Genomic DNA, 25,159 nt, shown 5'->3' with positions numbered 1-25,159 from the left:
CTCCTCAACGGCCCGTGGCGACGTCGATGGCGTCCACGGGGCAGACTTCCACGCATTCCAGGCAGCCGGTGCACAGTTCGGCGCGTATCCGCAGCGCCAGGCCGTGCGGCCGGATGGCGTGGTGCGGGCAGGTCAGCAGGCAGGCGCCGCAGCCCTGGCAGCGCCCGGTGACCGTGACGGGGGCCGGCTCGGCGGGGGTCAGGCCCATCGGTACCCCCGGGGAGTGACGAAGCGTCCCGCGACGATCCGGCTGCGGGACGAGCCGACCACCACGACGGTGAACATGTCGGCTCCGGCCGGGTCCACCCGGTCGAGGGTGGTGACCGTCACGGTCTGGCCGGGGCGTCCGGCGTTGCGCACGATCCCCACCGGGGTGGCGGGGGGACGGTGCCCGGCCAGGATGTCCAGCGCCTTGGGCAGCTGCCAGTCGCGGTTGCGGCTGCGGGGGTTGTAGAAGCAGACGGTGAAGTCGCCTTCGGCGGCGGCGCGGACCCGGCGTTCGATCACCTCCCAGGGGGTGTGCAGGTCCGACAGGGAGATGTAGGCGTGGTCGTGGCCCAGCGGGGCGCCCAGCAGGGCGGCGGCGGCGATGGCGGCGGTGATGCCGGGCACCCCTTCGACGTCGATGTCGTCGCCGGCCATCTCCAGCGCCGGGGCGGCCATGGCGTAGATGCCGGCGTCGCCGGACCCGACCAGCGCCACCGCGTGGCCGAGCCGGGCCTGCGCCACGGCGGTGCGGGCGCGTTCGGCCTCCTGGCCCAGCCCGCTGGCCAGCACCCGGGTGCCCGGCCGCAGCAGGTCGCGGATCTGCTCCAGGTACTGGTCCAGGCCGACGACCACGCAGGCGCGGCGCAGCGCCGCCGCGGCCCGGGGGGCGAGCAGGTCGCGGGCGCCCGGTCCCAGCCCGACGAGCGTCAGCCGTCCCTTGGGGGTCAGGCGGGCGACGGCCACGGTGGCGGCGGCGCTCTTGCGTTTGGGGACGACCAGTTCGGCGTCCCTGCCGCAGCGGCGGGCGGCGTGCAGGGCGGCGGCCTCGGCCACGCTGGGGGTGCCGACCTCGGCCCGCACGACCTCGGCGGGGTTGGGCACCGCGACCTGCGCCAACGTGGCGGCCGGGTAGGTGCGCACCGGCCAGCCCCGCTCGCGGGCGGCCGCGATGATGCCCTCTTCGTCGGCCTTGAGGTCGATGGTCGCCACGCACCGCACCGAGGCCGGGGACAGCCCCGCCTCATCCAGCGCCCGGTCGATCAGCGCGCCGACCTCGGCCGCGGACACCCCGCGGACCGCGCCGACCCCGACCACCAGTGAGGGCGGACGATAGATCAGCTCTCCCGCCGCCCGGGGCGTGTCCGCGGTCCTCCCGCCGTCCCCCGGGGGGTGCGCCGGGCCGTCCCGTCGCGCGCCGCTTTCGGCGGCGGGCGCGGCGGGAGCCGCAGGGGCGGCCCGGTCGGTGATGCGGATGGTCAGGGGCGAGTCGGCGTCCGGGTGGACGTTGGGCGGCAACGGCGGCAGCGGCCAGGTCTGGTCGGCGGCCAGGCGGACCGGCTCGCCGGAGAGCACGGCGCCGCCGACGCGGGGCAGCAGCGCCGGGTTCTCCACGGTGAAGCCCAAGTCGGCGCCGTAGCCGTCCAGGGCCACCGCATGATCCCCGTCGCCGGCGGTGGTGATGACGGGCCGGCAGCCCAGGGTCTCGCCGAGGCGGCGGGCCAGGGCGTTGGCGCCGTGGTGGCCGCCCAGGACGGCGACGGCGTGGCGGCCGGACTCGTCCACGCACACCACGGCCGGGTCGGTGGTCTTGTGCTCCAGCAGCGGCGCCAGGATCCGCACGGTGGCGCCCACCGCCAGGAAGGCCACGATCGCCCGGCAGTCCCTCCAGGCGCGGCGCAGCCCGTCGGCGGCCTTGCCGTCGGTGAACAGGCGGACCTTTCCCGGCCAGCGTTCGGCCAGCGTCGCGGCGGCGGCGCGGCCCGCGGCGGTCACCGCGACGACCCCGATCGGGCCTGGAAGGTCGTGGTCGTCTCGTGCGAGGTTCACTGGTCGGTCTCCGGGAGCGGGGCGAGGGTCTGGGGGCGGCGGGAGGGACTGGCGGGCGGGGACGGCAACGGTGCGGGGTTCCGGTCGCCCCAGACCACGAAGACCGGGTTGGTGGCGGCCAGGCGGTGCACGTCCCCCGGCAGCGGCGCCAGCCGGGCGGCCTGGAGCTGGACGGCCTGGGCGGTCAGCCCTTCGGCGGTCAGCGCATCCAGGGTGGGGCGCACCCGTTCCAGCGAGGCCAGCGCCACCACCACGGTGCGCAGGGCGCGGGCGGCGCAGGCGCGCACGACCTGCGGGCCGCCGCCGCCGACGAACACCGCGTCCGGGTCGGGCAGGTGTTCCAGGACGGCGGGGGCCCGGCCGCGGGAGACCGCGACCCGCACGCCGTGGGCGCGGACGTTGCGGCGGATGCGCTCACAGGAGTCCGCGTCGCGTTCCACGGCGATGGCGGCGGCGCCGAAGCGGGCGCATTCGATGGCGACCGAGCCGGAGCCGGCGCCCACGTCCCAGATCAGGTCGCCGATCCGCGGTCCCAGCCGGGCCAGCGCGAACGCCCGCACCTCCGCCTTGGTCACCACCGAGCCACGGTGCTCGAACGCCTCCTCCGGCAGCGCCCAGCGGTCCGGGCCGGGGCGGGCCCCGGCGATCCAGCCACGGGGCGCGGCCGGGCGGGTCTCATCCAGCACCAGCACCACGTTGGGGTCGCGCCAGGGCCGGGTGGTGGCCTCGGCGGGACGGCAGCGGACGACGCGCTCATGCGGGCCGCCGAGGTCCTCGCACACCACGAACACCCGCGGGTGCTGGGGGAACAACGCCCGGCCCAGCTCGGCGGGCCCGGCGCCGGGGCCGGTGAGCACGGCGACCTTGGGGTGGGCGCGGCAGGCGTTGACGGCCCGGCGCAGCTCGCGGCCGTGCGCGGAGACCACCAGCGCATCGTCCCAGGGCAGCCCGGCGCGGGCGAACGCCGCCGCCACCGAGGAGATCGCCGGCAGCACCCGCACCCGGTGGCCGCGTTCGCGCAGCGCGCGGACGATCCCGAAGAACCCGGGGTCTCCGCTGGCCACCACGACCACCCCGCCGGTCTTTTCGGCCTGCTCGCCGATCTCCTCCAACGCGGCGGTGACGTCGCCCATCACGACGGTGCGGGCGGTTTCGGGGACCGGCAGCGCCGCCAGGTGGCGGGCGCCGCCGACCACCAGGGCGGCCTCGGCCAGGGCCTGCCGGGCCGGTTCGGGCAGCGGGGAGCCGTCGTGGCCGATCACCGTGATCATCGCACCGCCCGCCCGTGCTCGGCGACCACCCGTTCGCCGGTGAAGTCCACCATGACCACGCCGACGGCCGGCCGGGGCGTCTCTTCCCCGGCGGTCTCCCCGGCGAAGCGTTCCAGCACGGCGGCGACCCGGCGGCACAGCTCCCGCCCGCAGCGCTCCAGCAGCCCGGCGTTCTCCCACAGCTCGTAGGCGTGCCGGGCGGTGTTGGCCGCGGCGACCTCGGCGGCCAGCCCGGGGGCGCCGCCGGAGTCGGCGGTGATGGCGCCGAGCAGCTCGGTGGACACCCGGGAGCGGGTGTAGTGGGTCATCAGCACCCCACTGGCCAGCTTGGTGAGCTTGCCGATCATGCCGACGAACACCACCTCCGGCAGGCCGCAGGCGACGGCGCGGCGCAGCGCGGCGCCGGTGAAGTCGCCGACCTCCACAAAGCACACCTCCGGCAGGTGGGGCAGCAGCTTCATGGCGCCCTTCTCGGTGCGCCCGCCGGTGCACAGCACCAGCGTCCGCTCGCCTTGCGCGGCCATCACCGAGACGGCCTGCTCGACGCTGGCCCGCCAGGCGGCGGTGGAGAACGGGCGGACGATGCCGGTGGTGCCCAGGATCGAGATGCCGCCGAGGATGCCCAGCCGGCGGTTGGTGGTCTTGCGGGCCATCCGCTCCCCGCCCGGTACCGAGATGACCACCCGCACGCCGCGGCCGGTGGCCGGGTCGGCGGGCCGCGGCGGCGGGTCGTCCAGCACCGAGCCGGTCAGCGCCTCGGCCACCGCGAGGGTGATCATGCGGCGCGGCACCGGGTTGATGGCCGGCTCACCCGGCTCCAGCCCCAGGCCGGGTTTGGTGACCACGCCGACGCCTTCGCCGCCGTCCAGTTCGATGCCGGGCCCATCCAGCCAGGAGACCTCGGCGGTCAGGCGGGCGCCGTGGGTGACGTCGGGGTCGTCGCCGGCGTCCTTGACCACCACGGCGCGGGCCCGGCCGCGTGCGGCGTCCAGGCCGCTGTCGTCGACTTTGAAGGTGACGCGGTTGCCGGAGGGCAGCGCGACCTCCACGTGGTCGGCCGCCCGTCCGGTGCGCAGCAGGGCGGTGGCGGCCTTGGCGGCGGCCGAGGCGCAGGTGCCGGTGGTCCAGCCGGTGCGCAGCGCCCGCGGCCGGGTCTTCATGGTGCGCGGCAGGTCCGGTTCGCGCAGGTCGGGCTCGTGGGGGGTCATGTCCGGCGAGCCTTTCGCAACCGGCTTCGGGCCGCCGGGTCGGCGCGCCGGAAGCCGTGGAAATGGCCGGGGTGGTACAGGTGCGAGCGGGTGCCGCCGGCCTCCAGGGCGGGGCCGACCAGCACCAGGGTGTGCTTCCACAGCCTGTGGGCCTTCATGGTGTCGGCCAGCTCCTCCAGGCGGCAGCGGACGATCAGCTCGTCCGGCCAGGTGCAGCGGTAGGCGATCACGCAGGGGGTGTCGGGCGGGTAGCCGCCCTCGGTCAGCTCCTCCTGCAGCCGGCGGGAGCGGGCCGCCGACAGGAACAGCGCCATGGTGGTGCCGTGCCGGGCGAAGAGACGGACCTCCTCCCCCGGCGGCATCGGGGTCTTGCCGCCGCCCAGCCGGGTCAAGATCACCGATTGGGCGATCTCGGGGATGGTCAGTTCCCGCTGCACGGCGGCGGCGACCGCGCTGAAGCTGGACACGCCGGGGATGACCGCGGTGTCCAAGCCGAGTTCGCGGCACCGGTCGAGCTGTTCTTGCAGCGCCCCCCACAGCGCGGGGTCGCCGGAGTGGATGCGCGCCACGGTCAGCCCTTCCCGCCGCGCCCGCTCGTAGTAGGGCAGCACGCCCTCCATCGGCAACGCCGAGGAGTCCACGATCTCGGCGTCGGGGCGGGCGTGCTCCAGCACGTCGGGGTGGACGAGGCTGGCCGCCCAGATCACCACGTCCGCCGCGCCGATGGCCCGCGCCGCCCGCAGCGTCAGCAGGTCCGCCGCGCCCGGCCCGGCACCGACGAAGACGACCTTCCCTCCGCTCACAGCTTGCCTCCTTTGGCGGTGCGGCGGGCCGGGGCGATCAGCGTGGACAGGTAGGGGACCTCCCCGGTCAGCTCCCGGGCCGGCCGCACGTCCTGGCCGGGCAGGCCGAGCCGGGCGCCGCAGACGGCGCCGGCGAGCCGTCCGCTCTCTTCGAGCACCGCCACCACCTGGTCGGCGACGGCGCCGAACTTGTAGGCCACGACGGTGTCGCAGCAGGCCAGGGCAGTGCGCAGCCGGCCGGTGCCGCCGGTCAGCGAAACCAGGGCCAGCGACTCGGTGCCCTCGGTGAGCACGGTGCCGGAGCGGGCCGCCAGGTCCTGCATGGCGGTGATGCCCGGGACGGTCTGGACGGCGACCTGCGGGCGCCGGTGGCGGACGGTCTGAGACAGGTAGGTGAAGGTGGAGTAGACGTTGGGGTCGCCGATGGTGGCGAAGGCGACCGCGGCGGCCCCCTCGTCGAAGGCGCGCACCACCCGCTCGGCCGCCGCCTCCCAGGCGGCGGCGCGGCGCGGGGTCACCCCGCCCCGGTCGTTGAGCGCGAACACCACCCGCTCGGCCCGGTCGGTGTAGGCGCGCACCACCGACTCGGCCCGTCCCGCCTCGTCCGGCGCCAGGACGGGGACGAGGACCAGGTCGGCCTCCCGCAGGATCCGCACGGCCTTGACCGTCACCAGTTCCGGGTCGCCGGGCCCGACCCCGACACCGATCAGCTTCATGCCAGGCCCTTTCGTGACTTCTTCCTCAAGGCCGCCCGCCCGCTGGGGGCGGACGCCGGCCGCGTCAGGCAATCGCGGCCCCCGGGGCGTCCGGCTGCGCGCTTTTCAGCAGGGCGAACATGACCAGGTCGGTGCGTGCGCCGCCGGGCAGCACGCCGGCCTCCCGCAGCACGCATTCGCGCTGGAAGCCGGCCCGTTCGGCGACCCGGCAGGAGGCGTCGTTGCCGACCGACACCAGCAGCTCGATGCGGTGCAGGCCCTTGCCGAAGCCGTAGGCGGTCACCGCGCGGACCGCCTCGGTGACCAGGCCCCGCCCGCGCGCCCAGGGCGCCAGCCAGTAGCCGATCTCGGCCCGGCCGAACGTCCAGTCGGCCCGCTGCAGCCCGATGGAGCCGCCGCACCGGTGCTCCGCCAGCGGCTCGATCGCGAAGGTGATCTTGTGTTCGGGGTCGTCGTGGGCGGTCTTGGTGCAGAACTCGCGGGCCCGCCGGACGTTCTCCTGCGGCGCCCACAGCATCCAGCGCAGCATCTGCGGGTCGCGGGCGGCCTCCACCAGGTCGGGCACGTCGCGTTCGGCGAACGGGCGCAGCAGCAGCCGCCTCGTGGTCAAGGTGATGCCGCGGTCGAACATCATCGCTGCTCCTCCATCGCCGCCACGAAGCGCCGGGCGGCCTTAGGAACGCCGGCCCAGTGCAGGTGCAGGTAGGACGCCAGGTGTTTGCCCCTTGCGAACCCGTCCTTGCGGGAGCCGCGCGGCCGCAGCGCCCACTGCCAGGCCGCCGTCTCCCCCGGGCCGCAGGCGGGCCGCACGGCGGTGCGGTGGAACTCGTGGCCGTTCACCCGTTCGCCGGTGCGGGCGATGACGGAGTCGGCGGTGGCCACGGCGGTGCGGTAGCCCAGCGTCAGGGTGGGCGTCATGGCGGCCGTCGCGTCCAGCAGCCCGCACATCGGGGCGCCCTCCAGCTCGCGCACCAGGTACAGCAGCCCGGCGCACTCGGCGTACACCGGGACCTCGGGCGTGACGAGGTGCTTGATCTGCCCCCGGAGCGGCTCGTTGGCCGACAGTTCGGCGGCGTACATCTCGGGGAAGCCCCCGCCGATGACCAGCCCTCGCGTCCCTTCCGGCAGCGCCGGGTCGCGCAGCGGGTCGAACCGGACGACCTCGGCCCCGGCCGCCGCCAGCAGCTCCTCGTTCTCGGCGTACCCGAAGGTGAAGGCCGGTCCTCCGGCCACCGCCGCCACCGGGCGGTCTCCCTTGGCGGGTTCTTCGCCGACGGCCTCCTGCGGGCTCCAGGGCGGGACGGTGAGCGGGGGCGCGCTGCGGGCCAGGGCCAGCAGCGCCTCCAGGTCGCAGCTTTCGGCGACGGCCTCGCCCAGCCGCCGCACCGTGGCGACCGCCTCCGCGCGGCGTTCGGCCGCCGGGATCAGGCCCAGGTGGCGGGAGGGGGCGGCCATGTCGTCGCGGCGCCGCAGCGCGCCCAGGACGGGGATCGACAGTTCCTCCACCGCGGTGCGGCACAGGTGCTCGTGGGCCTGTGAGCCGACCCGGTTGAGGATCACCCCGCCGATGTGCACATCCCCGTAGCTGCGGAAGCCGTGCACGGTGGCGGCCACCGAGCGGCCCGCGGCCGAGGCGTCCACCACCAGCACCACCGGGGCCCGCAGCAGCCGGGCGATGTGGGCGGTGGAGGCGAAGTCGTCGCGGTCGCCCGCCCCGTCGTACAGGCCCATCACACCCTCGATCACCGCCACGTCGGCGCCGCGCGCCCCGTGCCGCAGCAGCGGGACGATCAGTTCCTCGCCGACCAGGAAGGGGTCGAGGTTGCGGCCGGGCCGCCCGGTGGCCAGCGCGTGGTAGCCGGGGTCGATGTAGTCGGGGCCGACCTTGTGCGGGGAGACCTTCAGGCCGCGCGCGGCCAGCGCCGCCATGAGCCCGGTCGCCACCGTGGTCTTGCCCGCCCCGGAGGCCGGGGCGGCGATGATGATCCGCGCGGTCACCACTCGATGCCCTTCTGGCCTTTTTGGCCGCGGTCCATGGGGTGCTTGACCTTGCCCATCTCGGTGACCAGGTCGGCGAAGTCCACCAGGGCCGGGTGGGCGTCCCGGCCGGTGATCACCACGTGCTGGTTTCCGGGACGGGCGGCCAGCGTCTCGATCACCTCGGCGACGTCGATCCACCCCCAGTTGATGGGGTAGGTGAACTCGTCCAGCACATACAGCCGGTAGGTCTGGGCCTGCAGGTCGCGGCGGATCTGCGCCCAGCCCTCGCGGGCGTTGGCGGCGTGGTCGTCCTCTTGGCCGCGTTTGCGGATCCACGACCAGCCCTCGCCCATCTTGTGCCAGGCGACCGTGCCGCCCTTGCCGGACTCCCCCAGCACCCGCAGCGCGGTCTCCTCCCCGATCCGCCATTTGGCGGACTTGACGAACTGGAACACCCCGATCGGCCAGCCCTGGTTCCAGGCCCGCAGCGCCAGCCCGAACGCGGCGGTGGACTTGCCCTTGCCGTGGCCGGTGTGCACGATCACCAGCGGCCGGTGGCGCCGCTGCCGGGTGGTCAGCCCGTCGTCGGGAACGTGCTGCGGCCTGCCCTGTGGCATGTCGAGTTCCCTCCCCTCACGCCGCGCCGTGGTGCTTCGCGTCCCCGTACCCGGCCCGCCGGGCGGCGGCACCCATGACCCGCTGCACGCCGCCGTGCATCAGGCCGCGTCCCGCCGGGCGTCGCGGACGATGCGGGCCAGGCCGTCGGCGGCCAGTTCCTCCAGGCGCACCGCCCGGGCCTCCAGCAGCGCCGCCAGGCGGCGGGCCAGGCCGAGCCGGACGGGGCCGGACTCGCAGTCCACCACCACCGCGGCCACGCCGCGCAGCAGGGCGGCGGCCTGTGCCGGGTCGGGGCCGGTGGTGGCGCGGCCGTCGGTGACGATCACCAGCAGGGGACGGCGGGCCGGGTCGCGCAGCCGTTCGACGCGCAATACCTCGGCGGCGCGCAGCAGGCCGGCGGCCAGCGGGGTGCGGCCCCCGGTCGGCAGCCGTTCCAGCCGGCGGGCGCCGGCCTCCACCGAGGAGGTGGGGGGCAGCGCCAGCTCGGCTCCCCGGCCCCGGAAGGTGATCAGGCCGACCTTGTCGCGGCGCTGGTAGGCGTCCAGCAGCAGGCTCAGCACCGCGCCTTTGACCGCCCCCATCCGCCTGCGGGCGGCCATCGAGCCGCTGGCGTCCACCACGAACAGCACCAGGTTGCCCTCGCGGCCGTCCCGCAGCGCCGCGCGGAGGTCCTCGGGGGCGATGACCAGGCCGGGGCCGGTGCGTCCGCGGGCGTGCTGGTGGGGGGCCGCGGCGCGGAGGGTGGCCATCAGGTGCAGGTCGCGGCGGCCGGGGCGGGCGCCCGAGACCCGCCCGTGGGGGGTGCGGGCCTTGGAGCGGCGGCCGGGCGCCCCGGTGCCGACGCCGGGGACGGTGAACAGGCGCGGCCGGTAGAGGGCGCCGGTGGGCGCCGGGTCGGCCGGCTTCCCCTCGGCGGCCGGGGCGTCCCCCGGCGAAGGGGCCGCGGCCGGCGCCGCAGGAGAACCCTCCGGCGAGGCCGGCGGCCGGCCGGTGCTTTCTTCGGCGGGCCGCCCGCCGCCTGGGCCGCCCGGGCCGCCCGGGGGTTCGGGATCGGTGTGCTCGCCCAGCACCTGGTCGAGCCGGTCCCGGTCGAGGCCGGGGGCGTCGAACGGGTCGCGGCGGCGGCGGTGCGGCAGCGCCAGCCGGGCCGCCTGCCGGACGTCCTCGGTGGTCACCGCGTCCCGGCCGTGCCAGGCGGCCAGCGCGATGGCGGCGCGGGCGGTCACCAGGTCGGCGCGCAGCCCGTCCACCTCGAAGGCGGCGCAGACCGCGGTGATCTGGCGCAGCGCGGCCTCGCCCAGGCGGACGCCGGGCAGGCGCCGCCGGGCGGCGGCGATCCGCTCGGCCAGCTCGGCCTCGGCCTCGGCCCACCGGGCGGCGAAGCCTTCGGGGTCGGCTTCGAAGTGCAGCCGCCGCCGCACCACCTCGGCGCGTTCGTCCGGGTCGCGGGTGGCGGCGACCTCGACGGTCAGCCCGAAGCGGTCCAGCAGCTGGGGGCGCAGCTCCCCTTCTTCGGGGTTCATGGTGCCCACCAGCAGGAAGCGGGCGGCGTGCTGCACCGACACGCCCTCGCGCTCGATGTGGCAGCGGCCCATGGCGGCGGCGTCCAGCAGCAGGTCGACCAGGTGGTCGTGGAGCAGGTTGACCTCATCGACGTACAGCACGCCCCGGTGCGCGGCGGCCAGCAGGCCGGGTTCGAACGCCTTGACGCCCTCGGTGAGCGCCCGCTCGATGTCCAGCGAGCCGGTCACCCGGTCCTCGGAGGCGCCCACGGGCAGCTCGACCAGGCGGGCCGGGCGGGTGGCGGCCGCGGCGCCGTCCGGCCGGTGCGGGCCGTCGGGGCAGGCCGGGTCGGGGTCGGCCGGGTCGCAGGAGAAACGGCAGCCGGCCACCACGCGGACCGGGGGCAGCAGCGCGGCCAGCGCCCGCACGATCGTCGATTTGGCGGTGCCCTTCTCGCCGCGGACCAGCACCCCGCCCACGCCGGGGGAGACCGCGTTGATCAGCAGGGCCAGCTTGAGGTCGTCCATGCCGACCACGGCCGAGAAGGGGTAGCGCGCGGCGCCGCTCATGCCGAAAGGGCGGCGCAGGGAGCGTGTACAGGGGGGAGAGCGCAGGAGGGCATGTTCGGTCGTCCTTCCTCGGGTGTCCACGCCCGTAGGGGTCGGCTTCACGCGACGGCCGGCGTTCCTGGCTCCCGGCGGCCCCGCTGAGCGGGCGCCGACCGGTCACAGTTGCGGGACAGCCCCGGATTCGCACCGGTGTTCCACCGCGTCCGTCACCTGCCACAGGATGTCACACCGCCCGCACGGCCCCAAGTCGCGAGGGAGTGACAAGGAACGCAGCAGAACGAGCAAAAGACCCCGGACCGACTTTCCGTTCCCTTGTTGGCGTGGCGCCAACAAGGTGATTCACTGGGGACATGAGCGAAACAGGCACGGTCCCCCCCGCCGTCCGCCGCGCCCTGCCCTACCGTCCGGGCGATGTGTGCTGGCGCGTCCTGCGCGAACCGGTGCAGAACCTGGGCGCGGCCCCGCTGCTGCTGCTCCAGGTGACGCACCCGCTGGTGGCGGCCGGCGTCGAACAGTTCTCCGACTACGAGTCCGACCCGTTCGGGCGGCTGTGGCGCACCGCCGACATCATGCTGAAGATGGCCTTCGGCGACCCGGAGGTCTCCCGCAGGCAGTCGGAGAAGTTCCGCCGCATCCACCAGCGGGTGCAGGGCACCAGCGACGAGGGCGTGCCCTACCGGGCGCTCGACCCCGACCTGCTGATGTGGGTGTGGGCCACGGGCGTCAAGGGCGCCCTGGACCTGTATGAGCGCACCTTCGGCCGGCTCCCGGACGAAGACCGCGCCCGCTACTACGAAGAGCAGAAGCTCCTCGCCCACGCCTGCTGGGTGCCCGAGGGCCACTGCCCCGAGGACCTGGCGGCCTTCGAGGAGTACTTCGACCACGTGGTGCGCACCGAGCTGCGGCCGACCGTGGTGTCGGACAAGCTGCTGCGCCGCCACCCCGAGTCCCTGCAGACCCCGCTGCCCAAGCCGGTGGACGCCGCCTACCTGCGGCTGAACATCCTGGCCGCGGGCGCGCTGCTGCCAAAGCCGCTGCGCGAGCGGCTGGGCATCCCCTGGAGCCCGGCGCGGGCCCGCGCCTTCGCCGCGCTGCTGGCCGCCCACCGGGCCGGCGCCCGCGTGGTGCCGGAGAAGGTGCGGCACGGCCCGGTGGACTACCTGGTGGCCCGCAAGCGCCCGCTGCAGCTGCTGCGCACCCCTCCCGAGCGGCGCCGCCGAAAGCCCGGCGACCGTTCGGCGGCCTGACCCGCCTGCGCCCGGCCCCGCCGACCCGACGCGGGGCCGGACGGGCGCCCCAGGTCAGCGGGGTGCGCCGCGTCCGGGCGGCCGCGCCGACGGCTTAAGGTGTCGATATGGGAGGTGGCACGGCTACGTCGGCGTCCGGGCGGCCGGCGCCGCGTTTCCAGCGGCTGAGCCGGGACGAGCGACGCGATCAGATCCTGGCCGTGGCCAGGCGGATGTTCACCGAGCTTCCGTACGCCGAGGTGTCCACAGAGGCCATCGCCTCGGCGGCGGGAGTGCGCCGGGGTCTGATCCACTACTACTTCCGCACCAAGCGCGAGCTGTTCTTGGAGGTGGTGCGGGAGCTGACCACCCGCGTCGCCTACGCGGTCCAACCGCCGCCCAAGGGACTGAGCCTGGCGGAGACGGTCGAGTGGTGCGTGGAGCGGTTCCTGGACGCCGCCGAGGCCAACGCCACGACCTGGTTCGCGGCCGTGGACGCCGAAGGGTTCGGGCAGGACCCGGAGCTGATGCGGATCATCAACCGGACCCGGGACCTGACGGTCGAGCGGCTGCTGAAGCTGCTGGAGCTGCCCGACCCCTCCGACACGCTGCGGGCCGTGCTGCGCGCCTACTCGGGGCTGGCCGACGCCGCCACCCGCGAGTGGCTGCAGCAGAAGTCGATCGACCGCAAGCAGGTGCACACGCTGCTGGCGCGTTCGCTACTGGCCCTCATCACCGACATCGCCCCCGCCGTCGAGCGGAACTGAGGGGCGGGAGGTCACCGGCGGCAGGGCGAACCACACGACCTTGCCGGGCCGGCGGCCGCCGAGCCGGGAACGTTCCCGGCTCATCCCCCACCGCCCGCCGGACAGCTCGCCGACGATGCTCAGGCCCCGCCCGCAGTCGCCGGAGGTCCACGAGTAGCCGGGCAGGCGGGTGTCGGCCTTGCCGTCGAAGATCGCGCACCGCAGTTCCACGCCGCCCCGCCCCGGCTCCTGGGAGCGGTGCGGATACAGCCACAGCTCATACGGCCCCTGGGCGGCGGCGTGCTGGTAGGCGTTGGTGGCCAGTTCGCTGATCATCAACTGGGCGTCGGCGATCAGGTCGGCGGGCAGGCCGAGCGCGCCCAGCGCCTGGCCGAGCACCGTCCTTGCCTCGCGGGCGCAGGACGGGCCCGCCGGCAGCGTCCACGCCCAGCCCGCCGGGCGCCGGGGATCCGCCTCCTCCCCCATGCCCGCCACGTCCGCCACATCGACGCGGCAGGCGGCGACCTCCTCGGCCGCGGCGTGGCCGAGGACGGACTCAAGAAGCTCAGGTGAGGTCTTCAACAGGGTCGCCTCCAGCCGCTACGCCATGTAGACCCTTGTCACGCTCGGTTTTCAGCCGGTCACTGTGATACAGGGTCTCGTGAGATTCTCACCACCGCAACCGTGTCGGGCAGATTCCAATACCGGACTCGCCGTTCGCGTTGTGCGGTGCGCGCCGAAACACCACACTTGCGCCCATGACGTACCGGCCCACCGTCCGCGGTCGCCGCCTGGCGCGGGAATTGCGGCGGCTGCGCGAGGAACAGCGGCTCACTTTGCAGGACGTCGCCGACCGGCTCGGCTGGTCGCGGGCCACGGTCTCCCGGCTGGAGACCGGGCAGACCCGGCCCAAGCCCGGCGACGTCGCCGACATCCTGGACCTGTACGGCGTGCCCAGCCCGCAGCGGGACGCGCTGATCGCCCTGGCCAAGCAGGCCGGGCAGCGCGGCTGGTGGACGGCTTACGCCGATGTGTTCACCGGCAGCTATGTGGCGCTGGAGGACGAGGCGTCACGGATCCGTTCCTGGGACTCCCAGCTGATCCACGGCCTGCTGCAGACCGAGGACTATGCCCGCGCGGTGATCACCGCGGGGCGGATGCTGCCGTCGCAGGCCGACATCGACCGCCGGATCGCCGCCCGCAAGGCCCGCCAGGCGCTGCTGGACCGCCCCAACGCCCCGCAGCTGCACATCGCGCTCGACGAGGCGGTGCTGCACCGGCCCATCGGCGGCCCGCAGGTGATGCGGGCCCAGCTGCGCAAGCTGCTCGAGCTGGCCGAACGCCCCAACATCACGCTCCAGATCCTGCCGTTCACAGCAGGTGCTCACGCCGGCCTTGACGGCCGCTTTACGATCCTGTCGTTTCCCGACCCCGATGACCCTGATATTGCATACGTCGAGGGGACCATGGGTGACGTTTACCTTGAGAGCACAGTGGAAACAGAACAGCACGGGTCGAGATTCGACCAGATCATCAAAGCAAGCCTTTCACCGGAGGAATCCGCGCACCTCCTAGGCGAGGCAGCGAAGGAGTAATACGGGCCGTGAACGTCACCCACCCCGATAGCGAACTGTCCCGCGCCGCATGGCGCAAATCCTCTTACAGCGGCAGCGGCGATCAGTGTGTGGAGGTCGCCGCGCTCAGCGGCGGCCGGTGCGCGCTGCGCGACTCCAAGGACCCGCAGGGTCCGGCGCTGCTGCTGACCGCCGCCGGCTGGCGGAACCTGCTGACGGAGGTCGGCTCCCGCTAGTCCCCCGCAGCAAGCCCTGAAACACCGGTGAGCACCTCCGGGCGGCCCGCACACCCTCGTCTTCACGAGTAACTAGAACGTGTTCTAGTATCGCGGTGCGTCCCTACCGACCCGGAGGTGCTCGCCTGTGTCCACCCCCCTCAAGCTCGGCATCAACGTCGGCTACTGGCAGCGCGACCCCGACGACCAGACCGAGACGGTGCTGGCCGCCGAACGGCTGGGCTATGACTTCGTGTTCACCGCCGAGGCCTACGGCTCTGATGCGCTGACCACGCTGACCTGGTACGCCGCCCGCACCTCGCGGATCAAGCTGGGCACCGCGGTGGTGCAGATGTCGGCGCGCACCCCGGCCGCCACCGCCATGCACGCGCTCACCCTGGACGCGCTGTCGGGCGGGCGGCTCATCCTGGGCCTGGGCGCCTCCGGCCCGCAGGTGGTGGAGGGCTGGTACGGGGTGCCCTTCCCCAAGCCGCTGGCCCGCACCCGCGAGTACATCGACATCCTGCGCAAGATCTGGCGCCGCGAAGGGCCGGTGACCTCCCCCGGCCCCCACTACCCGCTGCCCTACCCCGGCGGTACCGGGCTGGGCAAGCCGCTGAAGTCGATCGTCCACCCCATCCGCTCCGACATCCCGATCTACCTGGGCGCCGAGGGCCCCAAGAACGTCGCCCTGGCCGCCGAGATCGCCCAGGGCTGGCTGCCGCTGTTCGTGGACCCCGCCCAGATCGACTCGGTGTTCGGAGAGTCCCTGGCCGGGCGGCCGGACGACTTCGAGATCGCCGCCACGGTGACCGTGATCGTCAACGACGATCTGCAGACCGCCCTGGAGGTCGCCAAGATCCCGCTGGCCTTCTACATCGGCGGCATGGGCGCCAAGGAGCGCAACTTCCACCTGGATCTGATCGGCCGCCTCGGGTACGCCGAGCAGGCGGCCAAGGTGCAGGAGCTGTTCTTGAGCGGCCGCCGCGACGAGGCGATCAAGGCCGTCCCCGACGAGCTGGCCGACTCCATCTCCCTGGTGGGCCCCATCGGCCGCATCCGCGAGCGGCTGCAGCTGTGGCGCGACAGCCCCGTCACCACCCTCCTGATCGCCGGGGTCCGCGACGAGCCCACCCTGCGCGCCATCCGGGACGCCGTCTACGACTGACCGCCTTCCGACGCCGTCGGCGGGACGCCCGCCGCGGGCATGCCCGCGGCGCTTGGGCCGATGTCATCGGTGGCAAGGGGGCAACGCACAACGCCCCCTTCGCCACCGGGGCCGCGTGTCTGAACGCAAAGCCGCGGCGGCGAAGGGGGCGCCGGCCGGCTCTCAGGCGGCCAGTGTCCCCGGATGCGAGGCCGGGACGGGCTGCGGGTCGAGAGCGGTGACGGTGGCGAGCGGAGCGGGCCCGTCGGGGTAGGCGTTGGTCATCAGCCCGGTGTGCTCGGTGAGCCAGGGCTCGATGAGGGTGCGTTCGGCGGGGCCGGTCAGCCGGGCGTGCGCGATGTGGGATGTGGGGTGGTGGGACTTGCCGTCGTGGTGGTGCATGGCCACTGCCCCTTTCGGTGTCGCCTGCCCGCAAGGCCGGTGCCCGAAGGCCCGGCCCGGCAGGCTCACTGAGTTCATCCCCCGGTTCACTGGAACCTATCCAGCCCCACTGACATTCCCTTCGAACAAAGGATCGACCAGATCGTCCATTCGGCCGATCCGGGCGGCGGGGTCGGGTCCTTACCCTCTGCTGCCATGAACACCGGTGCGGCGGAGCGGCGGGACGTGCTGGAGCGGTTCCACTTCCTCAGCGGGATGCTGATACGGGCCGCGGTGCGCGCGGGAAGCGCGCTGTTGCTGCTGATGTGCCTGCTGCTGCTCAGGCCGTCGGTGCCGCAGCTGGCGCTGCTGGGCGCGGCCGGGCTCGCCGCGTTCGGAGCGGTCGGGCGCCGCTCGCCGGCCGCCTGGGCGGTGGCGGCCGGCCTGGCCTCCATGGCGGCGACCTTGGTGGCCGCCCAGCCCGCGTCGGAAATACCACCGAACCCGAGCGCGGTCATCGAAGTGCCGGCGCTGCTGGTGCTGCTGGTGCGGATGGTGCGGCGGGCCCCGGCGCACCGCACACCGTTCCTGGCGGTACCGCCGGCCCTGGCGCTGGCGGTGATGCCGCTGCGGATCTCGGCGCCGGCGGCGACGGTGCTGTCGCTCCCGGTGTCGGTGCTGCTGCTGATCGCCACCGGCATCGGGCTCTACCTGCGGGCGCTGGACGCCCGCCGGGCGCGGGCCCTGGTCGAGGCCCGCCGCCAGGAGCGGCTGGCGCTGGCCCGGGACCTGCACGACTTCGTCGCCCACCACGTCACCGGGATCGTCGTGCAGGCCCAGGCCGCCCGCTTCACCGCCCGCTCGGGGGCGGCGCAAAGCCCCGAGCAGCTGGAGGCGATGCTGGAGAGCATCGAACGGGCGGGCACCGAGGCGCTGGCCTCGATGCGGCGCATGGTGGGGCTGCTGCGTGACGACGGGGACGGCTCCCCCCACGGGCAGGCCCGCTCGGCCCGGGGGCTGGACCGGCTGGCGGAACTGGTCGCCGCCTTCACCGACCCGCCCGCCTCCCTGGTGCTGGACCCCAGGGTGCGCGACCTGCCGCCCGAGGTGGCCGCGACGGTGCACCGGATCGTGCAGGAGGCGCTGACCAACGTCCGCAAGCACGCCGCCGACGCCACCGCCGTGCACGTCAGCGTCCGGCGGTTCCCCGAAGGGGTGGAGGTGGCGGTGCGCGACGACGGCCGCGGCGGCGAGCGGCACCTGCCCGGCGGCGGCTTCGGCCTGGTCGGGCTGGCCGAACGGGCCGAGGCGCTGGGCGGCCGGCTGCGCGCCGGCCCGGGCCCGGGCGGGGGCTGGGAGGTGGTGGCGTTCCTGCCCATCGCCTGACGGCCGGCCCCGGCGCGCCGCTGGGATGATGGCGGCATGACGATCAGCGTGCTGATCGCCGACGACCAGCAGATGGTGCGGGCCGGCTTCCGGATGATCATCGACTCGCAGCCCGACATGCGCGTGGTGGCCGAGGCGCGCGATGGGGTCGAGGCCGTGGCCCTGGCCCGCCGGCTGCGCCCCCAGGTGTGCCTGCTGGACATCCGGATGCCCCGGATGGACGGGCTGGAGGCCACCCGGCTGCTGGCCGGCCCGCAGGTGCCCGACCCGCTGCGGGTGGTGATCGTCACCACCTTCGACCTGGACGAGTACGTTTATGCGGCGCTGCGCGGCGGGGCGACGGGCTTTCTGCTCAAAGACAGCCGTCCGGCGCTGCTGGTGGAGGCGGTGCGCGCGGCGGTCAGGGGCGATGCCCTGGTGTCCCCCTCGGTGACGGTGCGGCTGCTGGCGCACCTGACCCGGCCGCAGCGCCCCGCCCGCCGTCCCGCCGAGCCGCTCACCGAGCGCGAGCTGCAGGTCGTGCGGCTGGTGGCGCGGGGCCGGACCAACGAGGAGATCGCCGGGGAGTTGTTCGTGTCACTGTCCACGGTCAAGACCCACCTGGGCAACGTGCAGCGCAAGCTGGCGGCCCGCAACCGGGTGGAGATCGCCGCCTGGGCCTGGGAGTCGGGGATCGTGCGGTGACGCTGACGACGCTGGGGGTCTTGGCGGTCTGCGGCTGGCTGCTGGCGGGCCTTGGGCTGCGGCGCGGCCTGGTGGAGGCGGCGCGCACGCCTGCGCTGACCGCGCACGCGCTCACCCCGTTCGGGGCGCTGCTGGTCAGCGCGGTGCTGGGGTTCGGGGCGCTGTTCACGCTGATCGCGATGACCGCCCAGTGGTGGGCGCTGCTGCTGGTGACGCTGGGACGCCCGCACCGCCTGGTGGATCCGTCCCGTCCCGGCCCGCTCCGGCCGGTGCTGTGGCTGATCACGACGGGGGTGCTGGCGCACGGGCTGGCGGCGGCGGTGGTCTGAACCCGGCGGGCCGAACAGGCCGGGAACGGACAAAACGGGATCCTCCACGACGGAAATCAGGTACTTTTACCCACGTCGCGACCGTTCAACCCGATTGTCGGGAGATCTTTCCCGGATCGCCGGCGCCCGGGTCGGCCGGTCCCCGCCCCGCCGGCAGGCCGCCGCGGCCCGGTGCCCCGGTGCCGGAGGGTGCCGCGCACCCGCCCGATCCGGCCGCGGCATTCGTCAACCGTACGTAGCATCTGCCTCAAAAGAGCTGCAAAGACCCACCCGGAGGTGGCTCATGCCGTGTGCGTTGTGCGGCGACATCATCCCCACCGAGGTGGCCCGCTGCCCGGCCTGCGGGGCCTGGGCCCGGCGGCGCGACTTCCGGGCGATCGGCGTGGCGGTGTTCATGCTGCTGGGGTTCAACGCGTTCATCGCACTCGGCTCCGGGATCAGCCTGCTGCGGCTGGAGCGCCCGCTCGAGCGGCTCACCCGGGACGGCTATGACGCCGCCTCCACCGGCCGGGCGCTGGCCCCCTACGCCGACGTCTTCACCGTCTCGGCGGTACTGGCCGGCATCACCGGGGTGCTGTACCTGGCCTGGCTGTGGCGGGCCTACCGGCAGGCGTCGGGCCCCCGCCCCTACCACCGCCGGTGGGTGATCCTCGGCTGGCTGGTGCCGGTGGTCAACCTGTGGCTGCCGCCCCGCATGGTGCACGACGTGTGGGTCAGCAGCGGCCGCTTCACCCCGGCCGGCCGGTACGCGGTGGGCGCGGTGGTGACGGCCTGGTGGGGCAGCGTGCTGGCGGCGATCGGGCTGGCCCAGGCGTTCCCCGGCGGGGTCGCCAGCCTGGCCGAGGCGCGCTTCAGCGTGCACCTGGGGGTCGCCGCGGCGGCCTGCCAGGCGCTGGCCGCCGCCTTGTGCATGCTGACCGTCTTCCAGATCACCCGGCTGCAGATCGACCGTCCTCTGGCCACCTGAGAGGCGCGCCCGCCCGGTCTTTCCCGCGGGGATCGGTCACCAGGCGCGCAGGAGCGTCCAGGATTCGTCGGCCGGCTCGTGGCACAGCTCATACAGCCCGCCCTGCTCGCCGCAGGCCGCTTCGACCTTCCAGAACTCCCGTTCCCCGGACCCAGTGCTCCAGCACCCGCCGCACCCGGTGGCGGCGCCCTCGCCACACGAACCCGGCCGGACGCCCGCCGGCCACCAGGACCTCGATCGGCTCCCCGTACACGCACGCCACCCGCCCGCCCCGGCTCCGGGACCGGACGCCCAGGCGCCGCCCTTCATGGACGTCCACCGCACGACCTCACCGCTCCGGCGCCGCATGGGGGAAGACATGCGACCTGCTTCGAACAAATGTTCGCTCAGCAGCCTAGGAAGCCGGAGGGCGGCCCGCAATCACCCTCGCCGCCGGACGGTGCGGCCCGCGGGCCGTGCCGGGTCAGCCCAGCTGCCGGGCGATCTGGTCGGCCGCCCGGGCGGGCTGGGTGACCTCGGCCATGCCGCCGCCCGCCCACAGATAGAACCAGCCCTCCCCGGTCGGCATGGCGACCACCATCACCTGCCGCCGGGTCGCCGGGTTGGCCACGTGCAGCACCGACTCGCCCGGTCCCGCCAGCCGCCAGCTCAAGCCGCGGGCCTCGATCTCATATGCCAGCGCGGCGAGATGATGCCGACGCGCATCGGCCATCTCCCGCGCTCCGACCACCGCCACCCGATCAACCGCCTCGCCCGTGCGAGCGGCAGACGCCCGATGACACACCGCAGACAAACGGCGACATTCGGCAACCCCGCCTCAAAGATGACCCGCCCATGCCGAAGCCCCCTTTCCAGGGGTTCAACGGCCTCAACTGGACAATAGCGGGTCCGACCATATGTTTTCCCCGTATTGGGGACGCCTTTTTCCGCAGCGCGCCGCCGACCCCCGCCGCAGCGGGTCCCCCGGCGCCCGCCGGCCGCCGCCACGGGCCGCACCGGCGGCCGGCGCCGGCGCGGCTAGGCGTCGGAGGGGGCGGGCAGGTAGGCGCCGATCCACCGGTCGAGCTCGGTGAACACCTGCTCGCGGGCGTGCTTGGCCGACAGCACCAGGTCGTGCATCCCGTCTTCGATCTGCACCAGCGTCACGTTCGGCCCCAGCTTGGGCGCCCACTTGGCCATGTGCTCCACGGCCAGCACCACGTCCGACCTGGTCGCCGCCTCCAGCCCGTCCTTCTTCCTTCCGGTGCGGGTGGAGGACATCACCAGCACCGGCACGTCGATGTTCAGGCCCGCGTGCACCCGGGCGTGCGCCCGGCGGATCGCCGCCAGCCACGCCGCCCGCACCGGGAAGCCGTCCAGCGGCTTCCACTCCACGTTGAAGTCCCACTCGCCGTAGTGGTCGCGGTGCAGGCTGCGGGCGTAGATCCCGGCGGGGGGAGCCGGCAGCTTGGCCTTGGGCCACCGCTTGCGCAGCGCCCTGGACAGCACATCCCCGGCCACCCTGACCGGCGCGGGCACGTTCATGTCCAGGAACGGGCTGTTGAGGAACAGCCCCTGCACCAGCCCGCGGCCCCTGACCCGGTCGGCCCACAGCGAGGTGGTCAGCCCGCCGGTGGAGTGCGCGTTGATCAGCAGCACATCGTGGCCGTCCTCTTCGCGGATGATGCGGACCGCCTCGTCGATCTCCTCGAAGTACTCGCTGATGCTGCGCACGAAGTTGGGGGTCTGGTGCGGCAGCAGCGACCGGCCGTACTTGCGCAGGTCCAGGGCGTAGAAGTCGAAATCGCGCTCGACGTAGAAGTCGGCCAGGTGCTTTTGGAAGAAGTAGTCGACGAACCCGTGCACATACAGCACGGCCCGCCGGGTCGGCTCGGCGGCCCGGCGCCGCACCAGCGTGGCGATGACCTCGCCCTCGTCGTCGTCCTTCAGCGGCAGCACCATCGCCTCGTACCCGGGACCGAGCACGTCCTCCGACACGTCCACAGCGGCTCCCTCCCGTCCCTTCGCATACGTCGGGGTCAGCGTAGATCACCCCGGTGGGCGGGAAACGCCCATGTGAGACGTCACAGGTTCGATAACGACTTGGAGACTGCTTGCAAAACCTTGATTGAGGGGAAGAACGTCATAGATCGCACTGTGATTGCATGAGCTCTGCCATCGACACGGGAGGATCCAGTGACACTGCTGCGCTTCAGGGTCGCCAATCACAGGTCGATCCGGGACGAGCAGACACTGTCCCTCGTGGCCACGCCCCGGCGTGGACAGCCCAAGCCGAAGTCCGGCGAGATCCCTCCCACCGTGCGGGTCGTGGGCATCTATGGGGCCAACGCCTCGGGCAAGTCGAACGTGCTGTCCGCACTGGCCTACATGCTCTGGTGCATCCGAGATTCTCAGACCAGATGGCGCCCTGACAGAGGCGTCCCCCGTCAACCCTTCCGCCTCGAGGAGGGCGGCACCAGCCGGTCATCCTTCTACGAGCTGGACTTCGTGCACCGGCAGACCCGCTACTCCTACGGCTTCGAGCTCGATGACGAGCAGGTGCTCGGCGAGTGGCTGTTCTCGTTCCCCGAGGGGCGGCCGCGGCGGCTGTTCGAGCGCTCCGGGCCGGACGAGTACAAGTTCGGCCGGTCGCTGAAGGGTGAGACCGCCCGGATCGCCAAACTCACGCGTGCTAACTCGCTGTACCTGTCCTCGGCCGCCAACAACGACCATCCGCTGCTGGGTGACCTGCACCGCTGGCTCACCGATCACATCAAGCTGGCCCGGCAGATCGACTTCGACCAGCAAGTCCGCACCCAGTACACCCAGCAGCTACTGCGGGACACCAAGCTGGCGGACCTGGTACGACGGCTCCTGCAAGCGGCTGATCTGGGCATCTCCGATGTCAAGCTGAGGCATCGGCCGCTGTCTGAGGACGCCTTGCGGCTGCTGTCCGCCGCAGGACGTGAGCTGTTGAGCAAAGAAGACATCCGGGAACTGGAGACCGTCATCCAGTTCGTGCACACGGGAACGCACGGTACCCGCACCTTCGACTTCGGGGAGGAAAGCGCCGGAACCCAAGTCTGGTTCTCCCTGGTGGGACCCCTCTTGAACGCGCTGTTGCACCGTTCGGTCCTGCTCGTCGATGAGGTCGACTCCAGCCTGCACCCCCACTTGAGCTCCACTATAATTCGGATGTTCAAGGACGAAACAATCAACCCCCACCGCTCTCAGCTCATCTTCGCCTCACACGACACCACTCTGCTCGGTTCGCTGCTGGACGACGGCCTGCTCGACCGGGACGAGGTCTGGTTCACCGAGAAGGACGAAACCGGAGCGACTTCGCTGTATTCGCTCGCCGAATTCACACCGCGCCGGGACGAGAACATCGAGCGCGGCTATCTACAGGGCCGCTACGGTGCTGTTCCGTATCTCAGCTTCGACCGCATCCGGTCGATATTCCAGCAGTTGAGAGCGGAGTCGGATGAGTCCTCGACGCAGCCCTCGGAGTCTGCGCCGCAAGACGGCGACCCGCAGCCCGAGGGCCAGATTGCTGGTCGTCTGTGAGGGCACGGTCACCGAGAAGCAGTACCTCGACGGCCTCAAAGATCACCTACGGGCGATCCCCGTCGAAGTCGTCGACTATGAATGCGTGGGCAAGGGGCGTGACCCGCACAGCACCGTTGAGCTGGCAATCCGCCTCCGCGACAAGGCCCATCGCCGGGCCCGCGCCCAAAGGGACGCCTTCCTCGCCTACGACGCCGTCTGGTGCGTCGTCGACGTCGACGACCACGCCACTCTCGGCAGCGCCCTTTCGCTGGCTCGCCGAAAGGGCGTCAACCTCGTGGTATCCCACCCATGCTTTGAGGTGTGGCTGCTCCTCCACTTCCAGGAGCTTTCAGCCGGCACCACTCGCCCCGAGGTGGTACGCAAACTCCAAGATCACATCAAAGGCTGCAACAAGAACATTCCGGTCAATTTCCCTTTCGAGCGGCACGACCTGGCCAGGCAACGCGCCTTGCGTGCCGATCCCGAGCACTGCGAGGTGAACCGCATCGGCGGCAACCCGTCCACCAACGTATGGTTGCTGGTCGATGCCATGAAGCGGTCTGGGAAGGCCGGGGATCGGCGTTGACCGCGCCGGTCACTTCGCGCCGATGACGGCGAGGGAGAACTCCTCGTCGGAGGTGGTCTTACAGGACTCCTCGCAGACCACCGCGTAGCGGTCGCCGCGGGGGTGCAGCATCACCTTCGAGCCCAGGGGGCGGAAACCGGTCACTCCCAGGCGGCTCTTCTCTCCGTCCCGCATCGACAGGGTCAGCAGGTCGGGGGAGCGGAAACTTCCAACCAACAGCGACACACGTTCCGGCTCAACCGCGATGCCCTTGATGTCAGGCATCGCGGTCGACCACAGCAGTCTGCCGTCGTCCAGCCCATATGCCTGTACGTAGGTGCGCCTCTCTTCCTCGGCGATTGTGACGAGCCTGTCGCCCTGGACCATGAGCCCGTGCAGCGGAGCGGCGGCGAAAGCATAGATCTCAAGGGCGTCCAGCCGGCGTCGGCCGTCTTCGACTTCGATGGTGGCGCGAGCGCGGCCGCGATCGTCGAAGGAGACCACCGTATCGATGCCGCGCCGTCCTTCTTCCCGGATGCGGACGACGGCAGGCACGGCCGACAGCAGGGTGATTTCGGCCGAAGCACTGCGGGTCGAAACAGGGATCTCCCAGCGGACTTTTCCAGTGACCGGGTCCACGGCCCGCAGCCTCGGGGGCTGGTCTGCGCAGCGCGCCACAGCCAGCAGGCCTCCCGCGCCACCGGAGATCTTCACAAAGCGGCAGCCCTTGGGCGACAGCTGCGCCCACCGCCCCCTGCCGTCGCGCAGTCCCACCCCCCACAGGGCGCGGCCGGCCCGCACGGCGGCCACGTCACCGGCGACCGCCGTCAGGTCAGGGGTTGTCCCGGTCGGCAGGTGCAGCAGCTCCTCCAGCGACAGGTCCGACGGGCCGGTTCGCCGCAGTTCCGCGGGCACGTCTTTCAGCAGGCCATTGTTGGCCGACCCAGCCGCCAGATTCCTGGTCCACAACACCCGCCCGGTGGACAGGTCCACCGCCGCGATGCGGGAGCACGCCTTCTCCTCCTCCCCGTACCCGACCAGGCCGACCCCGTCTCCGGTATCGCGGCTCATCGTGCACAGCACATGCGGATAGGGAATCCGGTAGATCCAGCGGACGTTCCCAGTGGCCAGGTCCTGGCCGACCACCTTGTCGAAGCGGGCGCGGACCACGGTGGAGCCGTGCAGCCAACTGCCCAAGGTCTCGGCATCGGCCGGCCGTTCCGCAGGCGCCGTCCACAGCGGGGACAGCGTTGGGCCGTGCACCCAGTGGAAGAACTCCCGGCCGGGCAGCACACCTAGTGCCGTGGCGACCACTAGTACTAGCGTGCCGACTTTCCCTCCCAGTACAGGAAGCAGCGAAAGCGCCATCGGCAGGACGATGAAGAGAGGGAAAAATGACACGCTGAGTAGCAGGCCGGAACGGTACGGGCAGGAGTCGTAGGAGAAGTCATCCCCGCCGCTGCCGCATCTGCCGCCGGACTCCACACCCAGCGCATGCCAATAGAGAACCTGAACCGTCACCAGGGCACCGAGCAGGACGGCGCCCAGCAGGCCGAGCACGGCATACTTCGCATCAAAATCCGGCTTCATCCCCCGTAGGCCCCTCGCTCATGGCGGCAGCCTTCCTCCACGTGATCGCGCTATGCGACCGTCAGGAAGTATGCCATGATCAACAGCACTTCACCCCAAAAACCTAAAACGCCAAGAAA

General features: G+C 72.9%; 27 protein-coding genes and 1 riboswitch. Of the genes, 11 read left to right on the top strand and 16 right to left on the bottom strand.

Going from position 1 to position 25,159, the window contains the following annotated elements; all coding sequences use genetic code 11:
* Window positions 1-4: 4 nt before the first annotated feature.
* The 10 genes from BUE48_RS06540 to BUE48_RS06495 all read right to left on the bottom strand — a co-directional run bounded on the left by BUE48_RS06540 (window position 5) and on the right by BUE48_RS06495 (window position 10,702).
* The gene (locus BUE48_RS06540; protein ID WP_012851685.1) at window positions 5-208 is read right to left on the bottom strand and encodes a DUF362 domain-containing protein; all 204 of its coding nucleotides are present in this window, start codon (window positions 206-208) and stop codon (window positions 5-7) included.
* A complete protein-coding gene (cobJ, locus tag BUE48_RS06535) occupies window positions 199-2,034 on the bottom strand; it encodes a precorrin-3B C(17)-methyltransferase (protein WP_286989323.1) in 1,836 nt (611 codons plus the stop codon). Before cobJ ends, BUE48_RS06540 begins: the two co-directional genes overlap by 10 nt.
* A complete protein-coding gene (locus BUE48_RS06530; RefSeq protein ID WP_012851683.1) occupies window positions 2,031-3,305 on the bottom strand; it encodes a bifunctional cobalt-precorrin-7 (C(5))-methyltransferase/cobalt-precorrin-6B (C(15))-methyltransferase in 1,275 nt (424 codons plus the stop codon). The genes cobJ and BUE48_RS06530 overlap by 4 nt, the downstream gene beginning before the upstream one ends.
* Window positions 3,302-4,513 carry a cobalt-precorrin-5B (C(1))-methyltransferase gene (locus BUE48_RS06525; RefSeq protein WP_012851682.1) on the bottom strand — a complete coding sequence of 404 codons (1,212 nt, stop codon included), beginning with the start codon at window positions 4,511-4,513 and terminating at the stop codon, window positions 3,302-3,304. The genes BUE48_RS06530 and BUE48_RS06525 overlap by 4 nt, the downstream gene beginning before the upstream one ends.
* On the bottom strand, window positions 4,510-5,316 hold the full coding sequence (gene cobM, locus BUE48_RS06520) for a precorrin-4 C(11)-methyltransferase (RefSeq protein WP_012851681.1): 807 nt from the start codon (window positions 5,314-5,316) through the stop codon (window positions 4,510-4,512). The genes BUE48_RS06525 and cobM overlap by 4 nt, the downstream gene beginning before the upstream one ends.
* Window positions 5,313-6,032, bottom strand: coding sequence for a precorrin-2 C(20)-methyltransferase (gene cobI / locus BUE48_RS06515; protein WP_286989320.1), 720 nt, complete (start codon window positions 6,030-6,032; stop codon window positions 5,313-5,315). The genes cobM and cobI overlap by 4 nt, the downstream gene beginning before the upstream one ends.
* Window positions 6,033-6,096: 64 nt before the next feature.
* Window positions 6,097-6,666, bottom strand: coding sequence for a GNAT family N-acetyltransferase (locus BUE48_RS06510; protein ID WP_012851679.1), 570 nt, complete (start codon window positions 6,664-6,666; stop codon window positions 6,097-6,099).
* Complete coding sequence (locus tag BUE48_RS06505; RefSeq protein WP_012851678.1) at window positions 6,663-8,030, bottom strand: cobyrinic acid a,c-diamide synthase CobB; 1,368 nt, start codon at window positions 8,028-8,030, stop codon at window positions 6,663-6,665. The genes BUE48_RS06510 and BUE48_RS06505 overlap by 4 nt, the downstream gene beginning before the upstream one ends.
* Entirely contained in the window at window positions 8,027-8,629 is a 603-nt protein-coding gene (cobO, locus tag BUE48_RS06500; protein WP_012851677.1) for a cob(I)yrinic acid a,c-diamide adenosyltransferase, read from the bottom strand. The genes BUE48_RS06505 and cobO overlap by 4 nt, the downstream gene beginning before the upstream one ends.
* 99 nt (window positions 8,630-8,728) lie before the next feature.
* Window positions 8,729-10,702, bottom strand: a complete 1,974-nt coding sequence (locus BUE48_RS06495; RefSeq protein WP_012851676.1) for a putative cobaltochelatase — start codon at window positions 10,700-10,702, stop codon at window positions 8,729-8,731.
* Window positions 10,703-10,816: 114 nt separating this feature from the next.
* Window positions 10,817-10,898, bottom strand: a riboswitch (cobalamin riboswitch).
* A gap of 154 nt (window positions 10,899-11,052) precedes the next feature.
* On the opposite strand from BUE48_RS06495, the gene BUE48_RS06490 reads away from it, so the two are divergent.
* Window positions 11,053-11,949 carry an oxygenase MpaB family protein gene (locus BUE48_RS06490; RefSeq protein ID WP_012851675.1) on the top strand — a complete coding sequence of 299 codons (897 nt, stop codon included), beginning with the start codon at window positions 11,053-11,055 and terminating at the stop codon, window positions 11,947-11,949.
* 107 nt (window positions 11,950-12,056) lie between these two features.
* Entirely contained in the window at window positions 12,057-12,695 is a 639-nt protein-coding gene (locus BUE48_RS06485; RefSeq protein WP_012851674.1) for a TetR/AcrR family transcriptional regulator, read from the top strand.
* On the opposite strand, the gene BUE48_RS06480 is transcribed toward BUE48_RS06485, so the two are convergent.
* A complete protein-coding gene (locus BUE48_RS06480) occupies window positions 12,648-13,256 on the bottom strand; it encodes an ATP-binding protein (RefSeq protein ID WP_012851673.1) in 609 nt (202 codons plus the stop codon). The genes BUE48_RS06485 and BUE48_RS06480 overlap by 48 nt on opposite strands.
* Before the next feature lie 176 nt (window positions 13,257-13,432).
* On the opposite strand from BUE48_RS06480, the gene BUE48_RS06475 reads away from it, so the two are divergent.
* From BUE48_RS06475 to BUE48_RS06465, 3 genes are all read left to right on the top strand, one after another.
* A complete protein-coding gene (locus tag BUE48_RS06475) occupies window positions 13,433-14,269 on the top strand; it encodes a helix-turn-helix domain-containing protein (RefSeq protein ID WP_012851672.1) in 837 nt (278 codons plus the stop codon).
* A gap of 8 nt (window positions 14,270-14,277) precedes the next feature.
* Window positions 14,278-14,484, top strand: a complete 207-nt coding sequence (locus tag BUE48_RS06470) for a DUF397 domain-containing protein (RefSeq protein WP_012851671.1) — start codon at window positions 14,278-14,280, stop codon at window positions 14,482-14,484.
* A gap of 127 nt (window positions 14,485-14,611) precedes the next feature.
* Window positions 14,612-15,631, top strand: a complete 1,020-nt coding sequence (locus tag BUE48_RS06465) for an LLM class F420-dependent oxidoreductase (protein ID WP_012851670.1) — start codon at window positions 14,612-14,614, stop codon at window positions 15,629-15,631.
* A 162-nt stretch (window positions 15,632-15,793) separates the two neighbouring features.
* Here the strand turns inward: BUE48_RS06465 and BUE48_RS06460 are convergent, their stop codons facing one another.
* Window positions 15,794-16,012, bottom strand: coding sequence for a hypothetical protein (locus BUE48_RS06460; RefSeq protein WP_012851669.1), 219 nt, complete (start codon window positions 16,010-16,012; stop codon window positions 15,794-15,796).
* A gap of 195 nt (window positions 16,013-16,207) precedes the next feature.
* Here BUE48_RS06460 and BUE48_RS06455 point away from each other — a divergent pair, with 195 nt between their 5' ends.
* From BUE48_RS06455 to BUE48_RS06440, 4 genes are all read left to right on the top strand, one after another.
* Window positions 16,208-17,377 (top strand): sensor histidine kinase, encoded by a 1,170-nt coding sequence (locus BUE48_RS06455; protein WP_286989316.1) that lies wholly within the window; start codon window positions 16,208-16,210, stop codon window positions 17,375-17,377.
* Between the two features lie 36 nt (window positions 17,378-17,413).
* Window positions 17,414-18,061, top strand: a complete 648-nt coding sequence (locus BUE48_RS06450) for a response regulator (RefSeq protein ID WP_012851667.1) — start codon at window positions 17,414-17,416, stop codon at window positions 18,059-18,061.
* Window positions 18,058-18,390 (top strand): hypothetical protein, encoded by a 333-nt coding sequence (locus BUE48_RS06445; protein ID WP_286989314.1) that lies wholly within the window; start codon window positions 18,058-18,060, stop codon window positions 18,388-18,390. Before BUE48_RS06450 ends, BUE48_RS06445 begins: the two co-directional genes overlap by 4 nt.
* Window positions 18,391-18,673: 283 nt before the next feature.
* Window positions 18,674-19,357 carry a DUF4328 domain-containing protein gene (locus tag BUE48_RS06440; protein ID WP_012851665.1) on the top strand — a complete coding sequence of 228 codons (684 nt, stop codon included), beginning with the start codon at window positions 18,674-18,676 and terminating at the stop codon, window positions 19,355-19,357.
* An 88-nt stretch (window positions 19,358-19,445) separates the two neighbouring features.
* On the opposite strand, the gene BUE48_RS24480 is transcribed toward BUE48_RS06440, so the two are convergent.
* The 3 genes from BUE48_RS24480 to BUE48_RS06425 form a co-directional block, all read right to left on the bottom strand.
* Window positions 19,446-19,610, bottom strand: coding sequence for a DUF6504 family protein (locus tag BUE48_RS24480; protein ID WP_502694596.1), 165 nt, complete (start codon window positions 19,608-19,610; stop codon window positions 19,446-19,448).
* A gap of 210 nt (window positions 19,611-19,820) precedes the next feature.
* The gene (locus BUE48_RS06430) at window positions 19,821-20,069 is read right to left on the bottom strand and encodes a hypothetical protein (RefSeq protein ID WP_012851663.1); all 249 of its coding nucleotides are present in this window, start codon (window positions 20,067-20,069) and stop codon (window positions 19,821-19,823) included.
* Between the two features lie 305 nt (window positions 20,070-20,374).
* A complete protein-coding gene (locus tag BUE48_RS06425) occupies window positions 20,375-21,340 on the bottom strand; it encodes an alpha/beta hydrolase (protein WP_012851662.1) in 966 nt (321 codons plus the stop codon).
* 192 nt (window positions 21,341-21,532) lie between these two features.
* On the opposite strand from BUE48_RS06425, the gene BUE48_RS06420 reads away from it, so the two are divergent.
* Both BUE48_RS06420 and BUE48_RS06415 read left to right on the top strand, forming a co-directional pair.
* The gene (locus BUE48_RS06420) at window positions 21,533-22,903 is read left to right on the top strand and encodes an AAA family ATPase (protein WP_286989312.1); all 1,371 of its coding nucleotides are present in this window, start codon (window positions 21,533-21,535) and stop codon (window positions 22,901-22,903) included.
* On the top strand, window positions 22,887-23,471 hold the full coding sequence (locus BUE48_RS06415; protein ID WP_012851660.1) for an RloB family protein: 585 nt from the start codon (window positions 22,887-22,889) through the stop codon (window positions 23,469-23,471). The genes BUE48_RS06420 and BUE48_RS06415 overlap by 17 nt, the downstream gene beginning before the upstream one ends.
* Window positions 23,472-23,480: 9 nt before the next feature.
* Here BUE48_RS06415 and BUE48_RS06410 read toward each other — a convergent pair whose 3' ends face one another.
* Window positions 23,481-25,040 (bottom strand): outer membrane protein assembly factor BamB family protein, encoded by a 1,560-nt coding sequence (locus BUE48_RS06410; protein WP_286989309.1) that lies wholly within the window; start codon window positions 25,038-25,040, stop codon window positions 23,481-23,483.
* Window positions 25,041-25,159: the final 119 nt, after the last annotated feature.

This window comes from Thermomonospora sp. CIF 1 (assembly GCF_001896795.1).
Taxonomy (GTDB): domain Bacteria; phylum Actinomycetota; class Actinomycetes; order Streptosporangiales; family Streptosporangiaceae; genus Thermomonospora; species Thermomonospora curvata.
This window is presented reverse-complemented; position numbering and strand designations above follow the sequence as displayed.